This window comes from Actinomadura latina NBRC 106108 (assembly GCF_001552195.1).
GTDB lineage: Bacteria > Actinomycetota > Actinomycetes > Streptosporangiales > Streptosporangiaceae > Spirillospora > Spirillospora latina.
The window spans coordinates 54,183-78,862 of sequence record NZ_BCQS01000013.1 but is presented as its reverse complement, the minus strand read 5'-3'; the positions used below and the strand labels follow the sequence as shown (position 1 = coordinate 78,862).

The 24,680-nt window shown below is 74.0% G+C and carries 3 protein-coding genes; all 3 read left to right on the top strand.

The window, feature by feature from the left end; all coding sequences use genetic code 11:
• Nucleotides 1-320: 320 nt before the first annotated feature.
• Genes AL2_RS39795 through AL2_RS19685 form a run of 3 tightly spaced genes read left to right on the top strand, consistent with a single transcriptional unit; the run spans nt 321 to nt 24,672 of the window.
• Complete coding sequence (locus AL2_RS39795; protein WP_067635482.1) at nt 321-13,034, top strand: non-ribosomal peptide synthetase; 12,714 nt, start codon at nt 321-323, stop codon at nt 13,032-13,034.
• Nucleotides 13,031-20,782 carry a non-ribosomal peptide synthetase gene (locus AL2_RS19690; RefSeq protein WP_067635480.1) on the top strand — a complete coding sequence of 2,584 codons (7,752 nt, stop codon included), beginning with the start codon at nt 13,031-13,033 and terminating at the stop codon, nt 20,780-20,782. Before AL2_RS39795 ends, AL2_RS19690 begins: the two co-directional genes overlap by 4 nt.
• Complete coding sequence (locus AL2_RS19685; protein WP_067635478.1) at nt 20,779-24,672, top strand: non-ribosomal peptide synthetase; 3,894 nt, start codon at nt 20,779-20,781, stop codon at nt 24,670-24,672. The genes AL2_RS19690 and AL2_RS19685 overlap by 4 nt, the downstream gene beginning before the upstream one ends.
• The last annotated feature ends 8 nt before the right edge of the window (nt 24,673-24,680 follow it).

Below are 24,680 nucleotides of genomic sequence, written 5' to 3'. Positions count from 1 at the left end.
GTTCTACTTTTGAGGGGATTGCGAGGCATGTGACAGGCTGGTTGACTGTGACTCCGCTACTCCTGAGTAGAACGTGGGTCGAGGGCGGTTCCGGTCGAGGGGCGGAAAGTGACGGCGCTCTGTATTGCCGGGACCACAGGGCGTTGACTCCGGGATAACGCGGGCCGGTCGCGTTCCCGGCAGGGACTCGGGGTGAAAGGGGACGGGGAAAGCCCGATCAGTTCTGTGGTCATTCTTTCTGATTTTCCGCCCGTCGGCGCCGTGCCGGTTCCGATGACGGGCGCAAAGGAAACCCCCTTCGACCGGGAAAGTGCCGCTTGATGTCCACCGAGTTCGTTCCTCTTTCGGCCGCTCAGCAGAGCGTCTGGTACGCGCAGCAACTGGCGCCGGAAACGCCGATTCACATCGCGCAGTACATCGAGATCGAGGGGCCGGTCGACCACGAGCTGTTCGATCGGGTGGCGCGGATGGCCGCGCACGAGTCGCCGGCGATGAACGCGCGGCTGGCGGAGGAGGACGGGGTTCCGCGGCAGATCCTCGACCCGGACGCGAGCGTGGCGATCCCGCTCGTGGACCTGTCCGGGGAGCCCGACCCGGACGCCTCCTCGCGCGCGTGGATGCGGGAGCGGATGTCGGCGCCGCTGCCGCTGGACGGCGACCGGCTGTTCCACACGGCGCTGCTGCGCCTCGCCCCGGACCTGCACCGGTGGTTCCTGCGCGCCCACCACACCATCCTGGACGCCTACAGCGGCCTGCTCATCAGCCGCCGCGCCGCCGAGGTCTACACGCTGCTGGCGGACGGCGGCGAGTACGTCCCGGCGGAGGTGGGCGACTACCGGGCGGTCCTCGCCGCCGAGGAGTCCTACCGGGAGTCGGAGAAGTTCGAGCGGGACCGCGCCTACTGGACGGAGCGGTTCGCCGACAGGCCGGTGGCCGTGTCGCTGTCGGACGAGATGGCCGAGCCGACCTCCGACTACCTCAGCCTCATCACCGTCGTCCCGCCGCGCGAGACCGCGGACCTGGCGGCGGGCGCCCGCCGGCTGCGCACCGCCACGCAGGGCCTCGCGATCGCCGCGACGGCCGCGTACGTGGCGCGGATGACCGGCACCGAGGACGTGATCCTCGGCCTCGCGGTGTCGGGCCGCACCTCGCAGGCGGCCCTGGAGACCCCGGCCATGCTGTCGACGGTCCTGCCGCTGCGCGTGACCGTCCGGCCGGACATGACGGTCGAGGAGCTGGTCCGCACGGTGACGCGGGCGAGCGCGCGGGCGCTGCGCCACCAGCACTACCGGCGCGAGGACCTGCTGCGCGACCTGAAGCTGCTCGGTGAGCGCCGCCGGCTCTACGGGCCGGTCATCAACATCATGGCGTTCGACTACCGGTTCGACTTCGGGGGCCTGCCGGCGCGGACGCACGCCATCACGACCGGCCCGATCGACGACCTGTCGATCAACATCTACGACAACTTCGACGGCAACGGCGTCCGCGTCGACTTCGAGGCGCACCCGGATCTCTACACCGAGGACCAGGTCTCCACGCACTTGGACCGTTACGTCCGGTTTCTGCGGGCACTGGGCGACGTCGACCCGTCCACGCCGCTCCGGGACGTGGAGCTGCTGGACGCCGCCGAGCGGTCCCGCGTCCTGGACGAGTGGAACGACACGGCGGTGCCGGTCGAGCCGGCCGTCGTCCCCGGCCTGTTCGAGGCGCAGGCGGCCCGCACCCCGGACGCCCCCGCCGTGACGCACCACGGCGCCACGCTCACCTACCGGGAGCTGGACGAGCGCGCCAACCGCCTCGCCCGGCACCTGATCGGCCGCGGCGTCGGCGCCGAGGACTTCGTCGCGCTCGCCCTGCCGCGCGACGAGAACCTGATCGTGGCGGCCCTCGCCGTGCTGAAGGCGGGCGCCGCGTACCAGCCGGTCGACCTGGCGTACCCGTCCGACCGCATCGCGTTCATGCTGGACGACGCGTCCCCGGCCTGCGTCATCACGGTGTCCGGCGCCGAGATTCCGGGCACGACGCCGCGCGTCCTCCTGGACGCCCTCGATCTGGCCGGCGAGTCGGCGTCGGCCCCGGCCGACGCCGACCGCGTCAGGCCGCTCCGCCCCGGCAACGCGGCCTACGTCATCTACACGTCGGGCTCGACGGGACGTCCCAAGGGCGTCGTCGTCTCCCACGCCAGCGCCGCCGACCTGTGCGCGTGGGCGAGGAGGGACTTCGGGCCCGAGCGCCTCGCCCGCGTCCTGTTCTCCACGTCGCTCAACTTCGACGTGTCGGTGTTCGAGTGGCTGGCGCCGCTCACGGCCGGCGGCCACATCGAGGTCGTCCGCGACCTGCTGGACGTCGCGGAGCGCGGCGGCTGGCACGGCACCCTCGTCTCCGGCGTCCCGTCCGCGATGTCGGCGCTCCTCGCCACGGGTGCCGCGGGCGCTCTCGGCGGAGGGGCCGGGGGGCCGTCTCCCCAGAAGCGCCTCGACCTCGAGGCGAACGACATCGTCCTCGCGGGCGAAGCGCTCCCGGCGAGGCTCGTCCAGGACCTGCGCGCCCTCGTCCCGGGCGCCCGCATCTCCAACATCTACGGCCCGACCGAGGCGACCGTCTACGCGACGGCCTGGTCCGACGACGGGAACACCGCCGGGCACGCCCCGATCGGCGGCCCCATCGCCAACACCCGCGCGTACGTGCTGGACGCGGCGCTCAAGCCCGTCGCGGCGGGCGTCCCCGGCGAGCTGTACCTCGCGGGCGACGGCCTGGCCCGCGGCTACCTGCACCGGCCCGAGCTGACCGCCGACCGCTTCGTCGCCTGCCCCTACGGCGGGCCGGGCGAGCGCATGTACCGGACGGGCGACCTCGTCCGCTGGAACGAGCACGGCCAGATCGAGTACCTCGGCCGCCTCGACCACCAGGTGAAGGTCCGCGGGTTCCGGATCGAGCTGGGCGAGATCGAGACCGCCCTGTCCGCGCACCCGGCGGTGACGCAGAGCGTCGTCGTGGCCCGCCGGGACGGCGCGGGCGACACCGTCCTCGTCGCCTACGCCGTCTCCGAAGGCGTCGACACCGCCGAGCTGAAGCGGTCCGTCGCGGCCGTGCTGCCCGAGTACATGGTCCCGGCGGCGATCGTCGTCCTGGACGAGATGCCGCTGAACCCGAACGGCAAGCTCGACCGGGCCGCGCTGCCCGCGCCCGACTTCGCCGCGTCCGCCGGCGGCCGCGCGCCCCGCGACGCCCGCGAGGAGACGCTGTGCGCGGTGTTCGCCGAGGTGCTCGGCGTGGAGCGGGTCGGCATCGACGACAACTTCTTCGACCTCGGCGGCGACTCGCTGAAGGCGACCCGCGTCGTCGCCCGCGCCCGCGCCGCGCTGAACGCGGAACTGGCCGTCCGGGCGCTGTTCGAGGCCCCGACGGTCGCCGCGCTCGCCGCCTCCATCAGGGACACCGAGGAGGAGGCCAGGCCGAAGCTCGTCCCGGCCGAGCGCCCCGGCCTCGTCCCCCTCTCGTACGCGCAGCGGCGCCTCTGGTTCATCCAGGACTTCGAAGGGCTGGAAGCCGGGGAAGCGGCCGCGACCTACCACATCCCGATCCCGCTGCGGCTGACCGGGTCGCTGGACCTGGCCGCGGTCCGCGACGCGATGCACGACATGATGGCGCGGCACGAGGCCCTCCGGACCGTGTTCGTGCAGGTGGAGGGCGAGCCGTACCAGCGCGTCCTCGCCCCGGGCGAATTCGGGGCCGAGCCGGAGATCACGTCGTGCGGCCCGGACGGGCTCCAGGACGCCGTGTTCGAGGCCGCGACCCGCGGGTTCGACCTGGCCGCCGAGCCGCCCGTCCGCGCGCACGTCTTCCGCGTCGCCGCCGACGACCACCTGCTCCTGCTGGTGATGCACCACATCGCCGGCGACGGCTGGTCGATGGAGCCCCTCGCCACCGACCTCATCACCGCCTACGCCGCCCGCGCCGCCGGCGAGGAGCCGCAGTGGGCGCCGCTGCCCGTCCAGTACGCCGACTACGCGATCTGGCAGCGCGAGGTCCTCGGCGACGAGGCCGACCCGGGCAGCGTCATCAGCCGCCAGCTCGCGTACTGGCGGGAGGCCCTCGCCGGGCTGCCCGAGGAGCTGGCGCTCCCGGCGGACCGGCCGCGCCCGGCCCGCGCCACCTACCGGGGCGCCCAGCACCCGTTCACGCTGCCGCCCGGCCTGCACGCCGCGCTCACCGCGCTCGGCCGCGACCACCGCGCCAGCCTGTTCATGGTGCTGCAGGCCGCGCTCGCCGGCCTGTTCACCCGCCTCGGCGCCGGGACGGACGTGCCGATCGGCTCGCCGGTCGCGAACCGCGGCGACGAGGCCGTGCACGACCTGGTCGGCGTGTTCGTGAACACCCTCGTGCTGCGCACCGACACCGCCGGCGACCCGACGTTCGCGGAGCTGCTCGGCCGGGTCCGCGCGGCCGACCTCGCCGCGTTCGCGAACCAGGACGTCCCGTTCGAGCGGCTCGTCGAGGTGCTGAACCCGCAGCGGTCGATGGCGCGGCACCCGCTGTTCCAGGCGATGATCTCGATCCAGAACAACCCGTCCGCGCGGGTCGAGCTGCCCGGCCTGACGGTCGCGCTGGAGCCGGTCGACCCCGGAGTGTCCCGCTTCGACCTCGCGCTGCTGGTGGACGAGACGCGCGACGCGGCCGGCGCCCCCGCCGGGATCGACTGCCGGCTGGAGTACGCGCTCGACCTGTTCGACCCGGAGACCGCCGCGTCGATGGCGGCCCGCCTGGAGCGGCTCCTCGCCCAGGTCGCCGCCGACCCGTCCCTGCCGCTCAGCGCCGTCGACCTGCTCGACGACGCCGAACGCGGCATGCTCCTCGACCGCTGGAACGACACCGGCGTGCCGGTCGCGCCCGCCGTCGTCCCGGAGCTGGTCGAGCGGCAGGCCGCCCGCACCCCGGACGCGACCGCCGTCATCGCGGGGCGGACCGGGCTCAGCTACGCCGAGCTGAACGCCCGCGCGAACCGGCTCGCCCGCCACCTCATCCAGCGCGGCGTCGGAGCCGAGGACTTCGTCGCCCTCGCGCTCCCGCGCGACGCCGACCTGGTGGTCGCGGCGCTGGCCGTCCTCAAGGCGGGCGCCGGATACCAGCCGATCGACCTGGCGTACCCGTCCGACCGCATCGCCTACATGCTGGAGGACGCCGCCCCAGCCTGCGTCATCACGACGTCGGCGGCCGGCCTGCCCGGCGGGACGCCCCGCGTCGAACTCGACACGCTCTCCCTCAGCGGCCTCTCCGGGGCGGACGTCACGGACGCCGAGCGCGTCCGGCCGCTGCGCCCCGCGAACCCGGCGTACATCATCTACACGTCCGGTTCGACGGGCCGCCCCAAGGGCGTCGTCATCTCGCACGCGAACGTCGTGGACTTCTGCGCCGAGTCGATGGCGAGCTACGGCCCCGGCCGGATGCGGCGCGTGCTGTTCTCCACGTCGCTGAACTTCGACGTGTCGGTGTTCGAGTGGCTGGTGCCGCTCACCGCCGGCGGCGAGATCGAGGTCGTCCGCGACCTGCTGGAGATCGCCGAGCGCGGCGGCTGGTCCGGGACGCTGATCAGCGGCGTCCCGTCGGCGGTGTCGGTACTGCTGTCGCGCGGCGGGCTCCGGCTGGAGGCCGGGGACGTGGCGCTCGGCGGGGAGGCGCTGCCGCCGCAGCTCGTCCGGGACGTCCGGGCGCTGCTGCCGGACGCCCGCATCTCCAACATCTACGGCCCCACCGAGGCGACGATCTTCGTCACCGGCTGGTACGACGACGGCAACACCGACGGTTTCGCGCCGATCGGCCGCCCGATGGCCAACACCCGCGCCTACGTGCTGGACGACCGGCTCGGCCCCGTCCCGGTCGGGGTGCCGGGCGAGCTGTACCTCGCGGGCGACGGCCTGGCCCGCGGCTACCTGCGCCGCCCCGCCCTGTCGGCGGACCGGTTCGTCGCCTGCCCGTTCGGCGGGCCGGGCGAGCGCATGTACCGGACGGGCGACCTCGTCCGCTGGAACCGCGCCGGCCACATCGAGTACCTCGGCCGCCTCGACCACCAGGTGAAGGTGCGCGGCTTCCGGATCGAGCTGGGCGAGATCGAGACCGCCCTGTCCGCGCACCCGGCGGTGACGCAGAGCGTCGTCGTGGCGCGCCGCGACACGGTCGGCGACAACGTCCTCGCCGGCTACGTCGTCGGCGCGCCCGGAAGCGACCGGGTCGACCCCGCCGAGCTGCGCGCGTTCGTCGCGGACACGCTGCCGGACTACATGGTGCCGTCCGCGATCGTCGTGCTGGACGCGATGCCGCTCAACCCGAACGGCAAGCTCGACCGGTCCGCGCTGCCCGAGCCGGACTTCACCGCCGACCTCACCGCGCGGGGCCCGCGCGACGCCCGCGAGGAGATCCTCTGCGGCATCTTCGCCGACGTCCTCGGCCTGGACCGGGTCGGCGTCGACGACGGGTTCTTCGACCACGGCGGCGACTCGCTGAAGGCGACCCGCGTCGTCGCCCGCGCCCGCGCCGCGCTGAACGTGGAGCTGCCCGTCCGCGCGCTGTTCGAGGCCCCGACGGTCGCGGGCATCGCCGCGCGGATCGCCTCGGCCGCCGGCGCGGCCCGTCCCGCGCTGCGGCCGGTGGAGCGGCCCGTCCCGCTGCCGGTGTCGTACGCGCAGGAGCGGCTCTGGTTCCTGAACCGGCTCGAAGGGCTCACCGCCACCTACAACATGCCGATCCCGCTGCGGCTCACCGGCGCGATCGACCACGGCGCGATGCGCGACGCGCTCCGCGACGTCGTCGCCCGGCACGAGTCGCTGCGGACGCTGTTCGGCGACGCGGACGGCGAGCCGCACCAGGTGATCCTCGCCCCCGGCGAGGCCGAGCCGCAGGTCACGGTCACCGAGCCGGCCGACCTGCACGGCGCCCTGTACATGGACGCCACGCGCGGGTTCGACCTGGCGAACGAGCTGCCCGTCCGCGCCCACCTCTACAGGACCGACCGCGGAGAATCGGACCGGGACGAGCACCTCCTCCTCATCGTCATGCACCACATCGCCGGCGACGGCTGGTCGATGGCGCCGCTCGCCCGCGACGTCATCACCGCCTACCTGGCCCGCCGCGACGGCGGCGCCCCCGAGTGGGCGCCGCTGGACGTCCAGTACGCCGACTACGCGCTCTGGCAGCGCGACCTGCTCGGCAGCGAGAGCGACCCGGGCAGCCTCGCCGCCCGCCAGCTCGCCTACTGGAAGGACGCCCTCGCCGGGCTGCCCGACCAGATCCGGCTGCCGCACGACCGGCCGCGCCCCGACCGGGCGTCCTACCGGGGCGGCCAGGTCCCCTTCGAGGTGCCGGCGGAACTGGCGGACGGGCTGCGCGCGCTCGCCCGCGACCACCAGGTCAGCGTGTTCATGGTGCTGCAGGCGGCGCTCGCCGCGCTGCTCACCCGCCTGGGCGCGGGGACGGACGTCCCCATCGGGTCGCCCATCGCGGGCCGCACCGACGAGGCCCTGGACGACCTCGTCGGCGTGTTCGTGAACACGCTCGTGCTGCGGACCGACACGTCCGGCGACCCGTCGTTCGCGGAGCTGCTCGCCCGCGTCCGGGAGACCGACCTCGCCGCCTACGCGCACCAGGACATCCCGTTCGAGCGGCTCGTCGAGGTGCTGAACCCGGTCCGGTCGCTGGCGCGGCACCCGCTGTTCCAGGTCATGCTGACGCTGCAGAACAACCCGGAGGCGTCGGTCGAGCTGCCCGGACTGCACGTCGCCGTCGAGCCGGTGGACGCCGGGGTCGCGAAGTTCGACCTGGAGTTCCTGCTGGAGGACGCCCGCGACGGCTCCGGCGCGCTCGCCGGGACGCTGGAGTACGCGCTCGACCTGTTCGACCGCGACACGGCCGAGCGGCTCGCCGGCTGGTTCCGGCGGACGCTCGAGGCCGCCGCCGCCTCGCGGGGCGCCGTCACCGTCGCGGGGCTCGACCTGCCCGGCGCCGCCGTCGCCGAGGCCGTCGAGGCCGTCGAGGGCCCCACGGAGAAGCGGCTCGTCGCCTACGTCGTCGCCGCGCCCGGCCAGGAGCTCGACCCCGAGGAGCTGCGCGCCCACATCCGGGAGAGCCTGCCCGAGTCGATGGTGCCCGCGGCCGTCGTCGTCCTGGACGAGATGCCGCTCACGGCGAACGGCAAGGTCGACGCCAAGGCGCTGCCGAAGCCGGAACTGGCGATCGCCCCGGCGACCGCGTACCGCGCCCCGTCCGGGGAGGCGGAGGAGGCCGTCGCCGCCGTCTTCGCCGAGCTGCTCGGCGCGGACCGGGTCGGCGCCGACGACGACTTCTTCGCGCTCGGCGGCAACTCGCTCATCGCCATGCGGGTCGTCAGCCGGGTCCGGCGCGCGCTGGACGTCGAGCTGCCCGTCCGGGCGCTGTTCGAGGCGCCGACCGTCGCGAGCCTCGCCGCCCTCCTCGGCGGCGGCTCCGCCCGCCCGGCCCGTCCGGCGCTGGAGCGGCGCGAGCGCCCCGACGTGATCCCGCCGTCGTACGCGCAGCAGCGGCTCTGGTTCCTCAGCCGGTTCGAGGGGCCGTCCGCGACCTACAACATGCCGACCGCGCTGCGCATCCGCGGCCCCCTGGACGTGGCCGCGCTCCGCGCCGCCGTCGGCGACCTCGTGGAGCGGCACGAGACGCTTCGCACGATCCTGCCGGACGGCGGGGGAGTGCCGCGCCAGCTCGTCCTCGCCCCGGCCGCCGCCCGCCCCGAGCTGGAGGTCACCGAGACGACCGAGGCGGAGCTGCCGACGCGGCTCGCCATGGCCGCCGGGTACGCGTTCGACATCACCGCCGAGCCGCCGCTGCGCACCCACCTGTTCCGGGTCGCGCCGGACGAGCACGTCGCGCTGCTGCTCATGCACCACGTCGGCGGCGACGGCTGGTCGATGGCGCCGCTCGCCCGCGACTTCATCACCGCCTACGCGGCACGGGCCGGGGGCGCGGCACCGGAGTGGGCGCCGCTGCCCGTCCAGTACGCCGACTACACGCTCTGGCAGCAGGAGCTCTTCGGGTCGGAGGACGACCCCGGGAGCCTGATCTCGCAGCAGATCGCCCACTGGCGGGACGCGCTGGCCGGGCTGCCCGAGGAGCTGCGGCTCCCGGCGGACCGGCCGCGTCCGGCGGAGGCGTCCTACCGGGGCGGGACGGAACGGTTCCGGCTCGGCGCCGGCGTCCACGCCCGGCTGCTCGACATCGCCCGCGAGACCGGCGCCAGCCCGTTCATGGTCGCCCAGGCCGCGTTCGCCGCGCTGCTCACCCGGCTCGGCGCGGGGACGGACGTGCCGATCGGGTCGCCCATCGCGGGCCGCACCGACGAGGCGCTGGACGATCTCGTCGGCATGTTCGTGAACATGCTCGTCTTCCGGACCGACACGTCCGGGGACCCGTCGTTCCGCGAGCTGGTCGGCCGGGTCAAGGAGACCGACCTCGCCGCGTACGCGCACCAGGACGTCCCGTTCGAGCGGCTCGTCGAGGTGCTGAACCCGCCGCGCCACCTCGCCAGGCACCCGCTGTTCCAGGTCGGGCTGACGTTCCAGAACAACCCCGAGGCGCGGCTGGAGATGCCGGGCTTCAGCGCCGAGCTGGAGCCGCTGACCGCCGGCGTGTCCCGGTTCGACCTGCTGATGATCCTCACCGAACGGGAGGACGGGCTCGACGGCGAACTGGAGTACGCGCTCGATCTCTACGACCCGGCCACCGCGCGGCGGCTCGTCGAGCGGTTCGAGCGGTACCTGTCCGCGCTGCTCGCCGACCCGGACGCGCCCATCGGCGCCGCCGACGTGCTGTCGGCGGAGGAGCGGTCGCTGATCCTCGGCGAGTGGGCCGGCACCGGCGCGGCCCCGGTGGAGCGGGCCACGATCCCGGCGCTGTTCGAGGCGCAGGCGGCGGCGCGTCCGGACGCGCCCGCCGTCACGTTCGAGGGCGTCTCGTGGACGTACGCCGAGGTCAACGTGAAGGCGAACCGCCTGGCGCGCCGCCTCGCCGAGCGGGGCGTCGGGCCGGAGCAGTTCGTGGCGCTGGCGCTGCCGCGCTCGGCCGAGCTGGTCGTGGCGATCCTGGCCGTGTTGAAGGCGGGTGCTGCGTACGTCCCGATCGACCCGGACTACCCGGAAGACCGCATCGCGTACATGGTCGAGGACGCCCGCCCCGTCCTCACCCTCGGCCCCGACGACCTCGACGCCACGGGCTATGACGACACCAACCTCGATGTCGCCATCGACCCCGACCACCCGGCGTACGTCATCTACACGTCGGGTTCGACGGGTCGTCCCAAGGGCGTGGTGGTTCCGCACCAGAACGTGGTGCGGCTGCTGCGTTCGACCGAGGAATGGTTCGACTTCGGCCCGGACGACGTGTGGACCTTGTTCCACTCCTACGCGTTCGACTTCACCGTGTGGGAGCTGTGGGGCTCGCTGCTCTACGGCGGCCGTCTCGTCGTCGTCCCGTACCTGACGTCGCGCTCGCCGGAGGAGTTCCTCGCCCTGCTGGCCGCGGAGAGGGTGACCGTCCTCAACCAGACCCCGTCGGCGTTCTACCAGCTGATGGCCGCCGACCGGGACGTTCCCGGCACCGAGCTGGCGTTGCGCTACATCGTGTTCGGCGGCGAGGCCCTCGACCTGGGCCGCCTGGAGGACTGGTACTCCCGGCACGCCGAGGACGCCCCGACGCTCGTCAACATGTACGGGATCACCGAGACGACCGTCCACGTCTCGTACATCGCACTCGACCGCGCCTACGCGGCGACCGCGCCCGGCAGCGTCATCGGGGTCGGCATCCCCGACCTGCGCCTCTACGTCCTGGACGACCGCCTCCAGCCGGTCGCGCCCGGCGTCGTCGGCGAGCTGTACGTGTCCGGTGCGGGGCTGGCGCGCGGCTACCTGAACCGTCCGGGCCTGTCCGCCGAGCGGTTCGTCGCCGACCCGTTCGGCGAGCCCGGCGCCCGCATGTACCGGACGGGCGACCTCGGCCGCAGGCTGAACGACGGCCGCCTCGAATACCTCGGCCGCAGCGACCAGCAGGTGCAGCTGCGCGGATTCCGGATCGAGCTGGGCGAGATCGAGTCGGCCCTCGCCCGCCACGACGCGGTCTCCGACGCCGCCGTGATCGTCCGCGACGACCGCCTCGTCGCCTACGTCGTCGGATCGGGCGCCGACTCGTCCGAGCTGCGCCGGTTCGCCGGCAAGGACCTGCCCGACTACATGGTCCCGGCCGTGGTCGTCGAGCTGGACGCGCTGCCGCTCACCGTCAACGGCAAGCTCGACCGCAAGGCGCTGCCCGCCCCGGACTTCGCCGGGAAGGTGTCGTCGCGCGCGCCGCGCACCGCCGAGGAGGAGACCCTCGCGGGCCTGTTCGCCGAGGTCCTCGGCCTGGAGCGGGTGGGCGTCGACGACGGGTTCTTCGACCTCGGCGGCGACTCGATCATCGCGATCCAGCTCGTGTCCCGCGCCCGCCAGTCCGGCCTGGTCATCACGCCCCGGGACGTGTTCCAGCACCAGACCGTCGAGGAACTGGCGGCGACCGCCAGGCCGGTCGGCGAGGGCGAGGAGATCGAGCCCGAGGCGCCCGGCGCCGGGGTCGGCCCCGTCCCCGTCACCCCGATCGTCGCGTGGCTGCGCGACCGGGTGGACGGCGACGCCGCCCTGATCAGGGGCTTCCACCAGTCGATGCTGCTGCGCACACCGCCGGACCTCGGCATCGAGCGGCTGACCGCCGCGTTCCAGACCCTCCTGGACCACCACGACGTCCTCCGGCTCCGCCTGGACGGCTGGCAGCCCGTCGTCCGGCCGGCCGGATCGTCCGACGCGGCCGCGCTGGTCACCCGCGTCGACGTCGCCGGGCTCGACGCCGACAAGCTCCAGTCCGTCATCGCCGAGCAGGCCGCCGCCGCCCGCGACCGCCTCGACCCGGCCGCCGGGACGGTCGCGCAGCTCGTCTGGTTCGACGCGGGCCAGGAGCAGGGGCGCCTCCTCGTCGTCCTGCACCACCTGGTCGTGGACGGCGTGTCGTGGCGCATCCTGCTGCCCGACCTCGTCACCGCCTGGGCCGGGGGAGGCCTCGACCCGGTGCCGACGTCGTTCCGCCGCTGGGCGCAGAAGCTCACCGCGTCCGAGCGGGACGAGGACGAGCTGGAGGACTGGCTCGACATCGTCGACGGCCCGCCGCAGAACCTCGCCGGGCGCCCCCTCGATCCGCGCGCCGACGTCGCGGCCCGCGCCCGCTCGGTCACCCTCGACCTGCCCGCCGACGTGACCGAGCCCCTCCTCACCGAGGTCCCGGCCGCGTTCCACGGACGGGTCAACGACGTGCTGCTCACCGGCCTCGCCCTCGCGGTCGCCCAGTGGCGGCGGCACCGGGGCGGGCGCGGCACGGGCGTCCTCATCGATCTCGAAGGCCACGGCCGCGAGGACGTCGTCCCGGGCGCCGACGTCTCCCGCACCGCCGGATGGTTCACCTCGATCCACCCCGTCCGGCTGGACGCGGGCAACGCGACCGGCGGCGCCGCCCTGAAGACGGTGAAGGAGCAGCTCCGGGCGATCCCGGACGGCGGCATCGGCTACGGCCTGCTCCGCTACGGCGGCGGCGAGGCCGCCGAGGAACTGGCCGGCGTCCCGCCCGCGCAGATCGCCTTCAACTACCTCGGCCGGGTCGCGTCCGGCGACGAGGGCGGGGACTGGACGCTCTCCGCCGAGGAACTCCCCGCCGGCGAGGACCCCGCGATGCCGATGGCGCACGTCCTGGAGATCAACGCCGTCACCCGCGACCTGCCCGGCGGGCCCGTGCTGTCGGCGACCTGGACGTGGCCGGGCGGCCTGCTGGAGCCCGCCGACGTGCGGGCCCTGGCCGAGGGCTGGTTCACCGCGCTGCGCACCCTCGCCGCCGACGTCGCCGCCGGTGACGCGGGCGGCTTCACCCCGTCCGACCTGCTCGTCGAGCTGGACCAGCACGAGATCGACAAGCTGCAGACCGCGTGGAGGCACAAGTCGTGAACCGGGGGGACCTCGAGGACATCCTGCCGCTGTCGCCCTTGCAGCAGGGTTTCTTCTTCCACGCCCTCTTCGACGCGGGCGCCGGGGACGTCTACACGGCCCAGTTCGTCCTCGACCTGGAAGGCCCCCTGGACGCCGCCGCGCTGCGCACCGCCGCGGAGACGCTGCTGCGCCGGCACGCCAACCTGCGCGCCGCGTTCTGGCACGAGGACCTGTCGCGCCCCGTCCAGGTGATCCCGCGCACGGTCGAGCTGCCGTGGGAGGAGGTCACCGCGTCGGGGGCCGAGGCCGACGCCGTCGTCGCCCGGGAGCGGGCGCGCGGCTTCGACATGACGGCGCCGCCGCTGCTGCGCTTCGTCCTCGTGCGGATGGGCCCCGAGCGGTTCCGGCTGATCTTCACGAACCACCACATCCTGCTGGACGGCTGGTCCACGCCGATCCTCGCGACCGAGCTGTTCCTGCTCTACATGCAGGGCGGCCACGACACGGGGATGCCACGCGTCACCCCGTACAAGAACTACCTGGCCTGGCTCGCCCGGCAGGACCGCGCCGCCGCCGAGGAGGCCTGGCGCCGCGCCCTGGACGGCGTGGACGAGCCCAGCCTCGTCGCCCCCGAGGCCGCCGCCCGCGCCCCGGAACCCCCGAAGCGGACCATCACCGAACTCGACGAGAAGACCACCCGCCGCCTCACCCGCGCGGCCCGCCGCCACGGGGTCACCCTCAGCACCGTCCTGCAGGGCGCCTGGGGCCTCGTCCTCGGCCGCCTCCTCGGCACGAACGACGTGGTGTTCGGCGCCACGGTCTCCGGCCGGCCGCCCGAACTGCCCGGCATCGAGCAGATGATCGGGCTGTTCATCAACACGCTGCCGATCCGCGTCCGCCACCGGCCGGACGAGTCGCTCGGCTCCCTCCTGGAACGCCTCCAGGAGGAGCAGACCGAACTCCTCGCCCACCACCACCTCGGCCTCACCGACATCCAGCGCGTGGCGGGCCACGGCGGCGCGCTGTTCGACACGATGACGGTGCTGGAGAACTACCCGTTCGACCCGTCGTCGATGGACGGCTCCCTCAACGGCGTCCGCATCGCCGGCGCCGACTCCTACGACGCGACCCACTTCCCCCTGTCGTTCGTCGCCGCGCCCGGCGACAGGCTGTCGCTCCGCCTGCACTACCGCCCCGACGTCTACGAGCACGAGGTCGTCGAAGCGGTCCTGGCCCGCATCCGCCGCTTCCTGGAGGCCTTCGCCGCCGACTCCGACCGCCTCATCGGCGCGGTCGACCTTGCGGGCGAGGACGAGCGGGTTCTGCTGGAGGGCTGGAACGACACCGCCGGGCCCGTCCCGGCCGGCACCCTCCCGGCCCTCTTCGAGGCCCAGGCCGACCGCACGCCCTCGGACGCGGCCCTGGTCTGCGGTGACACGGCCCTCACGTACTCGGAGCTGAACGAACGCGCCAACCGCCTGGCCCACGAGCTGATCGCGCGGGGCATAGGCCCCGAGGACCGCGTGGCCGTGGTCCTTCCGCGCACTCCCGCGATCGTCGTCGCGATCCTCGGCGTCCTCAAGGCGGGCGCCGCGTACGTCCCGATCGATCCCGAGTACCCGTCCGACCGCATCGGCTACATGCTGGCCGACGCCCGCCCCGCCCTCACCCTCACCACCGGAGACCGGCCGGACGTCGTCGCGCGTACGCCGCACGATCCGGCCGTTCTGATCATCGGCGACGACGGTCCGGCGGAGGCCGCCGGGCGGCCGGCGCACGATCCGGCGGACGGGGAGCGGGTCCGCGCTCTGCGGGCGGAGAACGCCGCCTACGTCATCTACACGTCCGGGTCGACTGGTCGGCCCAAGGGCGTGGCCGTCCCGCATGTGGGGGTGCTCAACTACTTCGAGGCGCATCGGGACGCGTTCATCGACCCGGCGATCGCGGCCGCCGGCGGGCGGCGGATGCGGTTCGCGCATCTGGCGTCGTTCTCGTTCGACACGTCCTGGATGGGCCTGCTGTGGATGATGTACGGCCACGAGCTGCACCTCATCGACGACGACACCCGCCGCGACGTTGAGGCGTACACCGAGTACGTGGCGCGCGCGCAGATCGACCTGGTGAACACCACCCCGTCGCACTTCGCCTCGCTCCGCGAAGCGGGACTGCTGGACGACGACGGGCGGCATCTGCCGGCGCAGCTGCTCCTCGGCGGCGAGGCCGTCAGCGAGAACCTGTGGGCCGAACTCCGCGCGATCCCCGGCGTCACCGCGCGCAACTTCTACGGGCCCACCGAGTCGACCATCGACACGATGAACCAGGTCGTCGCGCGCAGCGAGCACCCGTCGGTCGGCGCTCCGTACCGCAACACCCGGTCGTACGTGCTCGACACCGCGCTCCAGCCCGTCCCGGTGGGCGTTCCCGGCGAGCTCTACCTCGCGGGCGTGCAGCTCGCGCGCGGGTACCTCGACCGGCCCGGCCTGTCCGCCGAGCGGTTCGTCGCCGACCCGTTCGGCGCGCCCGGCGACCGCATGTACCGCACCGGCGACCTGGCCCGGTGGCTCCCGGACGGCACGATCGAGTACCTCGGCCGCGCCGACGACCAGGTCAAGATCCGCGGGTTCCGGGTGGAGCCCGGCGAGATCGAGAACGTCCTCGCCGGGTGCCCGGGCGTCGCGCAGGCCGCCGTGGTCGTCCGCGAGGACCGGCCCGGCGACAAGCGCCTCGCCGCCTACCTCGTGGGCCCGGACGCCGACGTCGCGGCCGCCCGCCGGTACGCGGCCGAGCGGCTGCCCGACTACATGGTCCCGGCGTTCACCGTCCTGGACGCGCTGCCGCTCACGGTGAACGGCAAGCTAGACCGGGCCGCGCTGCCCGCGCCCGACGCCGGCGCCGCCGCCGGCCGCGCGCCGCGCACCCCGCAGGAGGAGATCCTTTGCGGGCTGTTCGCGGAGGTCCTCGGGGTGCCGAGGGCCGGCGTGGACGACGGGTTCTTCGACCTCGGCGGCGACTCGCTCACCGCGACCCGGCTCGTCAGCAGGATCCGGTCCGCGCTCGGCGCCGAGCTGCCCGTCCGGGCGCTGTTCGAGGCGCCGACCCCCGCCGGTCTCGCCGAACGGCTGTCGGAGGCGGCGGGTGAGGTGCGCCCGCCGCTGGTGCGGGCCGAGCGTCCCGATGTGGTGCCGCTGTCGTACGCGCAGCAGCGGCTCTGGTTCCTCAACCGGTTCGAGGGCTCGTCGGCGACGTTCAACATGCCGGTCGCGCTGCGCCTCAGCGGCTCCCTCGACCTGGAGGCGCTGCGGGAGGCCCTCGCCGACGTGGTGGCGCGGCACGAGTCGCTCCGCACGATCTTCCCGGACGGGTCGGGCACCGCCCGGCAGCTCGTCCTCGAACCGGCCGCCGCGCGGCCCCGGCTCGACGTCACCGAGACCGGCGAGGCGGGGCTGCCGATGGCGCTGGCCGCCGAGGTCGGGCGCGGCTTCGACCTGTCGGTGGAGCCGCCGCTGCGCGCCCGGCTGTTCGCGCTCGGGGACGGCGCGCACGTCCTGATGATCGTCCTGCACCACATCGCGGCGGACGGCTGGTCGATGGCGCCGCTCGCCCGCGACGTGATCCTCGCCTACGCGGCCCGCGCGGAGGGGCGGCGGCCGCAGTGGGCGCCGCTGCCCGTCCAGTACGCCGACTACACGCTCTGGCAGCGCGAGCTGTTCGGCTCCGAGGACGACCCCGGGAGCCTGATCTCGCAGCAGATCGCCTACTGGCGGGACGCCCTCTCCGGCCTGCCGGAGGAGCTCGCGCTTCCGGCCGACCGGCCGCGTCCGGCGGAGGCGTCCTACCGGGGCGGGACGCACGCGTTCGAGCTGGACGCCGAGTTGCACACAGGGCTGCTGGCCCTCGCCCGCGAGAACGGCGCGAGCCTGTTCATGGTCATGCAGGCCGCGTTCGCCGCGCTGCTGACCCGGCTCGGCGCGGGGACGGACGTGCCGATCGGCTCGCCCATCGCGGGCCGCACCGACGAGGCGCTGGACGACCTCGTCGGCATGTTCGTGAACATGCTCGTCCTGCGGACCGACACGTCCGGGGAGCCCTCGTTCCGCGAGCTGATCGCGCGGGTGAAGGACCGCGACCTCGCCGCGTACGCGCACCAGGACCTTCCGTTCGAGCGGCTCGTCGAGGTGCTCAACCCGGCGCGGTCGATGGCCCGGCACCCGCTGTTCCAGGTCGTCCTGTCGTTCCAGAACAACCCGGAGGCCCGGCTCGAACTGGACGGGCTCACCGGCGGCGCCGAGCCGCTGACCGCGGGCGCCGCCAAGTACGACCTGTCGCTCTACGTCGAGGAGCGGCACGGCGACGACGGCGCGCCGGGCGGCATCGAGGCCGGTCTCGAATACGCCCTCGACCTCTTCGACGCCGACACGGCCGTCACCATCGCGGACCGGTTCGAGCGCCTCGTCCGCGCCCTGGTCGCCGACCCGGACGCGCCCATCACCACGGCCGAGATCCTCGACCGGAGCGAGCGCCGCACGCTGCTGCGCCGCTGGGCCGGCGGCAAGGGCGGCGACGTCGAGCGGACGACGATCCCGGCGCTGTTCGAGGCGCAGGCGGCGGCGCGTCCGGACGCGCCCGCCGTCACGTTCGAGGGCGTGTCGTGGACGTACGCCGAGGTCAACGCGAAGGCGAACCGTCTCGCGCACCGGCTCATCGGGCAGGGCGTCGGGCCGGAGCAGTTCGTGGCGCTGGCGCTGCCGCGCTCGGCCGATCTGGTCGTGGCGATCCTGGCCGTGTTGAAGGCGGGTGCTGCGTACGTCCCGATCGACCCGGACTACCCGGAAGACCGCATCGCGTACATGGTCGAGGACGCCCGCCCCGTCCTCACCCTTCGCCAGGACGACGTGGAGGCGAGCGACCAGCCGGATACCAACCCTGGCGTCGCCATCGACCCGGACCACCCCGCGTACGTCATCTACACGTCGGGTTCGACGGGTCGTCCCAAGGGCGTGGTGGTTCCGCACCAGAACGTGGTGCGGCTGCTGCGTTCGACCGAGGAATGGTTCGACTTCGGCCCGGACGACGTGTGGACCTTGTTCCACTCCTACGCGTTCGACTTCTCCGTCTGGGAGCTGTGGGGGCCACTCCTCTACGGCGGCCGTCTCGTCGTCGTCCCGTACCTGACCTCGCGCACGCCTGCGGACTTCCTCGCCCTGCTGGCCGCGGAGAGGGTGACCGTCCTCAACCAGACCCCGTCGGCGTTCTACCAGCTGATGGCCGCCGACCGGGACGATCCCGGCACCGACCTGGCGTTGCGCTACATCGTGTTCGGCGGCGAGGCCCTCGACCTGGGGCGCCTGGAGGACTGGTACTCCCGCCACCCCGAGGACGCCCCGACGCTCGTCAACATGTACGGGATCACCGAGACGACCGTCCACGTCTCGTACATCGCGCTCGACCGCGTCCACGCCGCCACCGCGCCCGGCAGCATCATCGGCGTCGGCATCCCCGACCTGCGCGTCTACGTCCTCGACGGGCGCCTCCAGCCCGTCCCGCCCGGCGTGCCCGGTGAGCTGTACGTCGCGGGCGCGGGGCTGGCGCGCGGCTACCTGAACCGTCCGGGCCTGTCCGCCGAGCGGTTCGTCGCCGACCCGCACGGTAAGCCGGGCACCCGCATGTACCGGACGGGCGACCTCGGCCGCAGGCGCCGCGACGGCACCCTCGAATACCTGGGACGCGCCGACCAGCAGGTGCAGCTGCGCGGCTTCCGGATCGAGCTGGGCGAGATCCAGGCCGTCCTGACCAGGCACGAAGCCGTCAGCGACGCCGCGGTGATCGTCCGCGACGACCGCCTCGTCGCCTACGTCGTCGGATCGGGCGCCGACTCGTCCGACCTGCGCCGGTTCGCCGGGCGGTCGCTGCCCGACTACATGGTCCCCGCGGCCGTCGTCGAGCTGGACGCGCTGCCGCTCACGTCCAACGGCAAGCTCGACCGCAAGGCGCTGCCCGCCCCGGACTTCGCCGCGAAGGTGTCGTCGCGCGCGCCGCGCACCGCCGAGGAGGAGACCCTCGCGGGCCTGTTCGCCGAGGTCCTCGGCCTGGAGCGCGTGGGCGTCGACGACGGGTTCTTCGACCTCGGCGGCGACTCGATCATCGCGATCCAGCTCGTGTCCCGCGCCCGCCAGTCCGGCCTGGTCATCACGCCCCGCGACGTGTTCCAGCACCAGACCGTCGAGGAACTCGCGGCGACCGCCACACCGGTCGGCGAGGGCGAGCGGGTCGAGGCCGAGGCGCCCGGGACGGGCACCGGCCGCGTTCCCGCGACCCCGATCATGCGCTGGTTCCAGGAGCTGGACGGCCCCGTCGGCGGCTACAGCCAGCGGATGCTGCTCCAGGTCCCGCCGGGCGCCGGCCTCGACGAGCTGACCAGGGCGCTCCAGAGCGTCCTCGACCACCACGACATGCTCCGCCTCCGCGTCCACGGCGAGGAGTTCGAGGCCGGCGAACCCGGCACGGTCGACGCCGCGCCCCTCGTCCGCCGCGTGGACGTGGCGGGCCTCGGCACCGAAGCGCTCCGGGCCGTCCTCGCCGAGGAGGGCGAGGCCGCGCGCCGCCGCCTCGACCCGGCCGCCGGGACGATGGCGCAGCTCGTCTGGTTCGACGCCGGGCCCGCCGCCTCCGGACGCCTCCTCCTCACCCTCCACCACCTCGTCGTGGACGGCGTGTCCTGGCGCATCCTGCTGCCCGACCTGGTCACGGCGTGGGCCGGGGGAGAGCTCGACCCGGTCCCGACCTCGTTCCGCCGGTGGGCGCAGCGCCTCACCGCCGAGGCGTCCGACCCCGCCCGCACGGCCGAGCTGCCGCTCTGGGAGGACGTCCTCGCCACCCCCGACCCCGTTCTCGGCGCCCGCCCGCTCGACCCGGCCGCCGACACGTTCGGGACGGCGCGGCACCTCACCCTCGACCTGCCCGCCGACGTGACCGAGCCCCTCCTCACCGAGGTCCCGGCCGCGTTCCACGGACGGGTCAACGACGTCCTGCTCACCGGCCTCGCCCTCGCCGTCGCCGAATGGCGGCGCGAACGCGGCACGTCCGACGAGACGGCCGTCCTCATCGACCTCGAAGGGCACGGCCGCGAGGAGATCGTCCCCGGCGTCGACCTGTCCCGCACCGCCGGCTGGTTCACCTCCATCTACCCCGTCCGCCTGGACGCGGGCTGGGTCGAGCCCGCCGACGTCCGCGAGGGCGGGCAGGCCGCCGGCACCGCGCTCAAGCGCGTCAAGGAGCAGCTCCGCGAGATCCCCGACAACGGCATCGGGTACGGCCTGCTCCGCTACCTCAACCCCGCGGCCGGCGCGGGCCTCACCGCCCGCCCGCAGATCGCGTTCAACTACCTCGGCCGCTCCACCGCGCCCGAGGCCACCGACTGGGGCCCGGCGGACCAGGCCGACAGCGACGCCCTCGGCGCCGGCCAGGACGGCGCGCTCGGCCTCGTCCACGCCATCGAGGTCAACGCGCACACCCGCGACCTGCCCGGCGGCCCCGAGCTGTCCGCGACGTGGACGTGGGCCGGGGGCCTGTTCGGCGACGCCGCCGTCGAGGACCTCGCCGGCCGCTGGTACGCGGCGCTGCGCGGCCTCGTCGCGCACGTCGTCGACGGTCCCGCGGACGGGCCCGTCGGAGGGTTCACCCCGTCCGACCTGTCCCTGGTGGACGTCAGCCAGGACGAGATCGACGAGCTCGCCGCCGAGCTCGACGGCGAATGGGAGCTGGATTGAGCAAGTCGCAGCTTGAGGACATCCTCCCGCTGTCCCCGTTGCAGCAGGGGCTGTTCTTCCACGCCCTCTACGACTCCGGCCACGACGTCTACACCGCGCAGATCGTGTTCGACCTGCGCGGCCCCCTCGACGTGGACGCGCTCAAGGCCGCCGCCGCCACCCTCCTGCGCCGGCACGCGAACCTGCGGGCCGGGTTCCGGCAGCGCAAGGAGGGCTCACCGGTCCAGGTCGTGCACCGCGCGGTCCGGCTGCCGTGGCAGGACGAGGACCTCTCCGCGCTCCCGGAGACCGAGCGCGAGGCCACGGCCCGCGAGCTGGCCGACGCCGAACGCGCCCGGCCGTTCGACATGACGAAGCCGCCGCTGCTGCGCTACATGCTCATCAAGCTGGCGGACGGCCTGCACCGCATGGTGTTCACCAACCACCACATCCTCCTGGACGGCTGGTCCACGCCCGTACTGCAGACCGAGCTGTTCGCGCTGTACCTCGCCAAGGGCGACGACACCGGCATGCCGCGTGTCACCCCCTACAAGAACTACCTGGCGTGGCTCGCCGCCCAGGACCGTCCCGCCGCGGAGGACGCCTGGCGCCGCTCCCTGGACGGCGTCCACGAACCCACGCTCGTCGCCCCGGGCGCACCCGAGCCCGGCGCCGCGCCCCCCGGACGCGTCCGGACCCGCCTCACCGAGGAGCTCACCTCCGCGCTCAGCGCGCGCGCCCGCGCCCAGGGCGTCACCCTCAACACCGTCCTGCAGCTCGCCTGGGGGACGCTCCTCAGCCGCCTCACCGGCTCCACCGACGTGGTGTTCGGCGCCGCCGTGTCGGGCCGCCCGCCGGAGCTGGCCGGCGTCGAGCAGATGATCGGGCTGTTCATCAACACGCTGCCGATCCGCGTCCGCGTCCGCCCCGCCGGCACCGTCGCCGAGGCCCTCACCCGCCTCCAGGACGAGCAGGCCGCGCTGATGCCGCACCACCACCTCGGCCTGTCCGACATCCAGCGCCTCACCGGCACCGGGACGCTGTTCGACACGATGACCGTCCTGGAGAACTACCCGTTCGACCCGGACGCCGCCGGCACCGCGCTCGGCGGCCTCACCCTCCACGACGTCGACGGCTACGACGCGTCCCACTACCCGCTGACGTTCGCCGCCGTCCCCGGCCGCGGCCTGTCCCTCCGCATCGACCACCGCACCGACCTCTACAGCGAGGACGACGCGCAGCGCCTCATGCGCCGCTTCACCCGCATCCTCGAAGCGATCGCCTACCGCCCCGACCTGCCCCTCGGCCGCATCGCCGTCCTGGACGACGACGAACGCGCCCAGGTCCTCGGGGATTGGCAGGGCCCGGCGACGCGCCGCCGTCCCGGCACCCTCACGGCCCGTTTCGCCGAACAGTGCGCCAGAACCCCCGGCGCCACCGCGATCCGCGCGGCGGGGGAGTCGGTCACCTACGCCGAATTGGACGCGCGGGCCAACCGGCTGGCGCATCGGCTCGCCGGGCTCGGGGTCGGGCGCGACGTTCCCGTCGCGGTTCTGCTCGAAAGATCTGCCGACATCGTCGTGGTCTCGCTGGCAATTCTTAAGGCGGGCGGGGCTTACGCGCCAATTCATCACAGTTATCCGCCCGAGCGAATGGCCTGGGCGGTCGCCGAAATCGACGCGCCCGTCCTCGTGATCAATTCACCGATGCGGGACCGCGTCGCCGATCTCGACACGTCCGCGCAGATCCTCGTCGTGGACGCCGACCCCGGAACGGACGCGCAGCCGGACACCGCCCCGGACGCCGGGTGCCATCCCGAGCAGCTCGCCTGCGTGCTGTTCACCTCCGGCTCGACCGGCGTGCCCAAGGGCGTCATGCTGCGGCACCGCGACGCGGTCGACCTCGCCACCGACGGCAGGCTCAGGGGAGGGGCGCACGACCGGGTCCTCGTCCACTCGCCGCACGCGTTCGACGCCTCGATCTACGAGATCTGGACGCCGCTGCTGCACGGCGGCACCGCCGTCGTCGCGGCGCCCGGACACCTGCACGGCGAGGCCCTCGAAGAGGTCATCGCCGCCGAGGACCTCACCGGCCTGTTCCTCACCACCACGCTGTTCAACCTCGTCGCGGACGAGCGGCCGCACGCGTTCGCGCGGCTGCGCGAGGTGCTGACCGGCGGCGAGGCCGGGTCGCCGAGCGCGATCCGCAAGGTCCTCGCCGCCTGCCCGGACACCGAGGTCGGCAACGTGTACGGGCCGACCGAGGCCACCACGTACACGACCATCGCGGGGCAGCGGGCGCCGCTCGCCGACCCGTCCGAGACGTCCGCGGTGCTGGGCCGCCCCATCGACGACATGCGCGTCTACGTGCTGGACCAGGGGCTGCGGCCCGTCCCGCCCGGCGTGGTCGGCGAGGCGTACATCGCGGGCGCCGGGCTCGGCCGCGGCTACCTGCGCCGCCCCTCGCTCACCGGCGAGCGCTACGTCGCCGACCCGTTCGGCGCGCCCGGCGACCGCATGTACCGGACGGGCGACCTCGTCCGGTGGCGGCCGGGCGGCACCCTCGAATACGTCGACCGCGCCGACTTCCAGGTCAAGGTCCGCGGCTTCCGGATCGAGCTGGGCGAGATCGAGGCGGCCGTCGCCGCCCACCCGGCGGTGCAGAACGTCGCCGTCGTCGCCCGGGAGGACGCCCCCGGCGTCAAGACCCTCGTCGCCTACGTCATCGCCGCCTCGATCGACGGCCTCCGCGAGTTCGTCAAGGACCGGCTGCCCGAGTACATGGTGCCGGCCGCGTTCGTCCGGCTCGACACGTTCCCCGTCGGCCCGAACGGCAAGCTCGACCGGCGCGCCCTGCCCGCGCCCGACTACGGCGAGGCCGCCGCCGGACGCGACCCCCGCACGCCCGAGGAGGAGCGGCTCTGCGGGATCGTCGCGGACGTCCTCGGCCTCGACCGCGTCGGCGCCGACGTCAGCTTCTTCGACCTCGGCGGCGACAGCATCGCCGCGCTGAAGCTCGTCACCCGCGCCCGGCAGGCGGGCATCGAGCTGACGCCCCGCGACGTCTTCACCCACCAGACCGTCGAGGCGCTGACCAGGGTCGGCGAACCCGAGGACCGGCTCGGCTTCGAGGTGCTGCTGCCCATCCGCACCAAGGGGACCCGCCCGCCGGTGTTCTTCGTCCACCCGGCCGGCGGCCTGTCGTGGGGCTACCTGCAGTTCCAGCGGCACCTCGGCCCCGACCAGCCGATCTACGGGCTGCAGGCCCGCGCGTTCACCCGGTCCGAGCTGCCGGAGTCCGTCGCGGAGATGGCCGCGGACTACCTGGAGCAGATCCGCGCCGTCCAGCCGGCCGGGCCCTACCACCTCGCGGGCTGGTCGCTCGGCGGGCTCGTCGCCTACGAGATGGCCGTCCGGCTGCAGGCCGCCGGCGAGCGCGTCGGCCTCCTCGCCCTCATCGACGCCTACCACGGCCAGGACCTCGAGTCGGAGCGGCGCGAGGTCCTCCCCGAGCTGCTGGAGGCCATCGGCATCGACGCGAAGATGGTCGCCGCGGACGGCAACCCAGACATGGCGCAGATCATGGCGGTGCTCGCCGACCGCGACGACGCCCTCGCCACCCTCGGCGAGGACGACCTCGTGAACGTCTACCGCAACTACGAGAACGGGCTCCGCCAGGCGGAGGAGTACCGGCCGGGGCGGTTCCGCGGCGACATCGTGTTCTTCACCGCGCTCCAGGGCCGCACCGAAGGCTCGCCCACCGGCCGGTCCAACTGGGGCCCGCTCGTCGAGGGCGAGATCGAGGACTACCCCCTCGACGTCGACCACCACCTGCTCATGGAGCCGGGCCCGGCCGCGGAGATGGGCGCCGTGCTCGCCGCTAAGTTGGACAAACTGCGCAGCAGTCATTGAAAGGGATA

What these genes read in the sequence shown, in the direction of transcription:
- AL2_RS39795 (WP_067635482.1), top strand. Translation starts at nt 321, where the DNA reads ATGTCCACCGAGTTCGTTCCTCTTTCGGCCGCTCAGCAGAGCGTCTGG.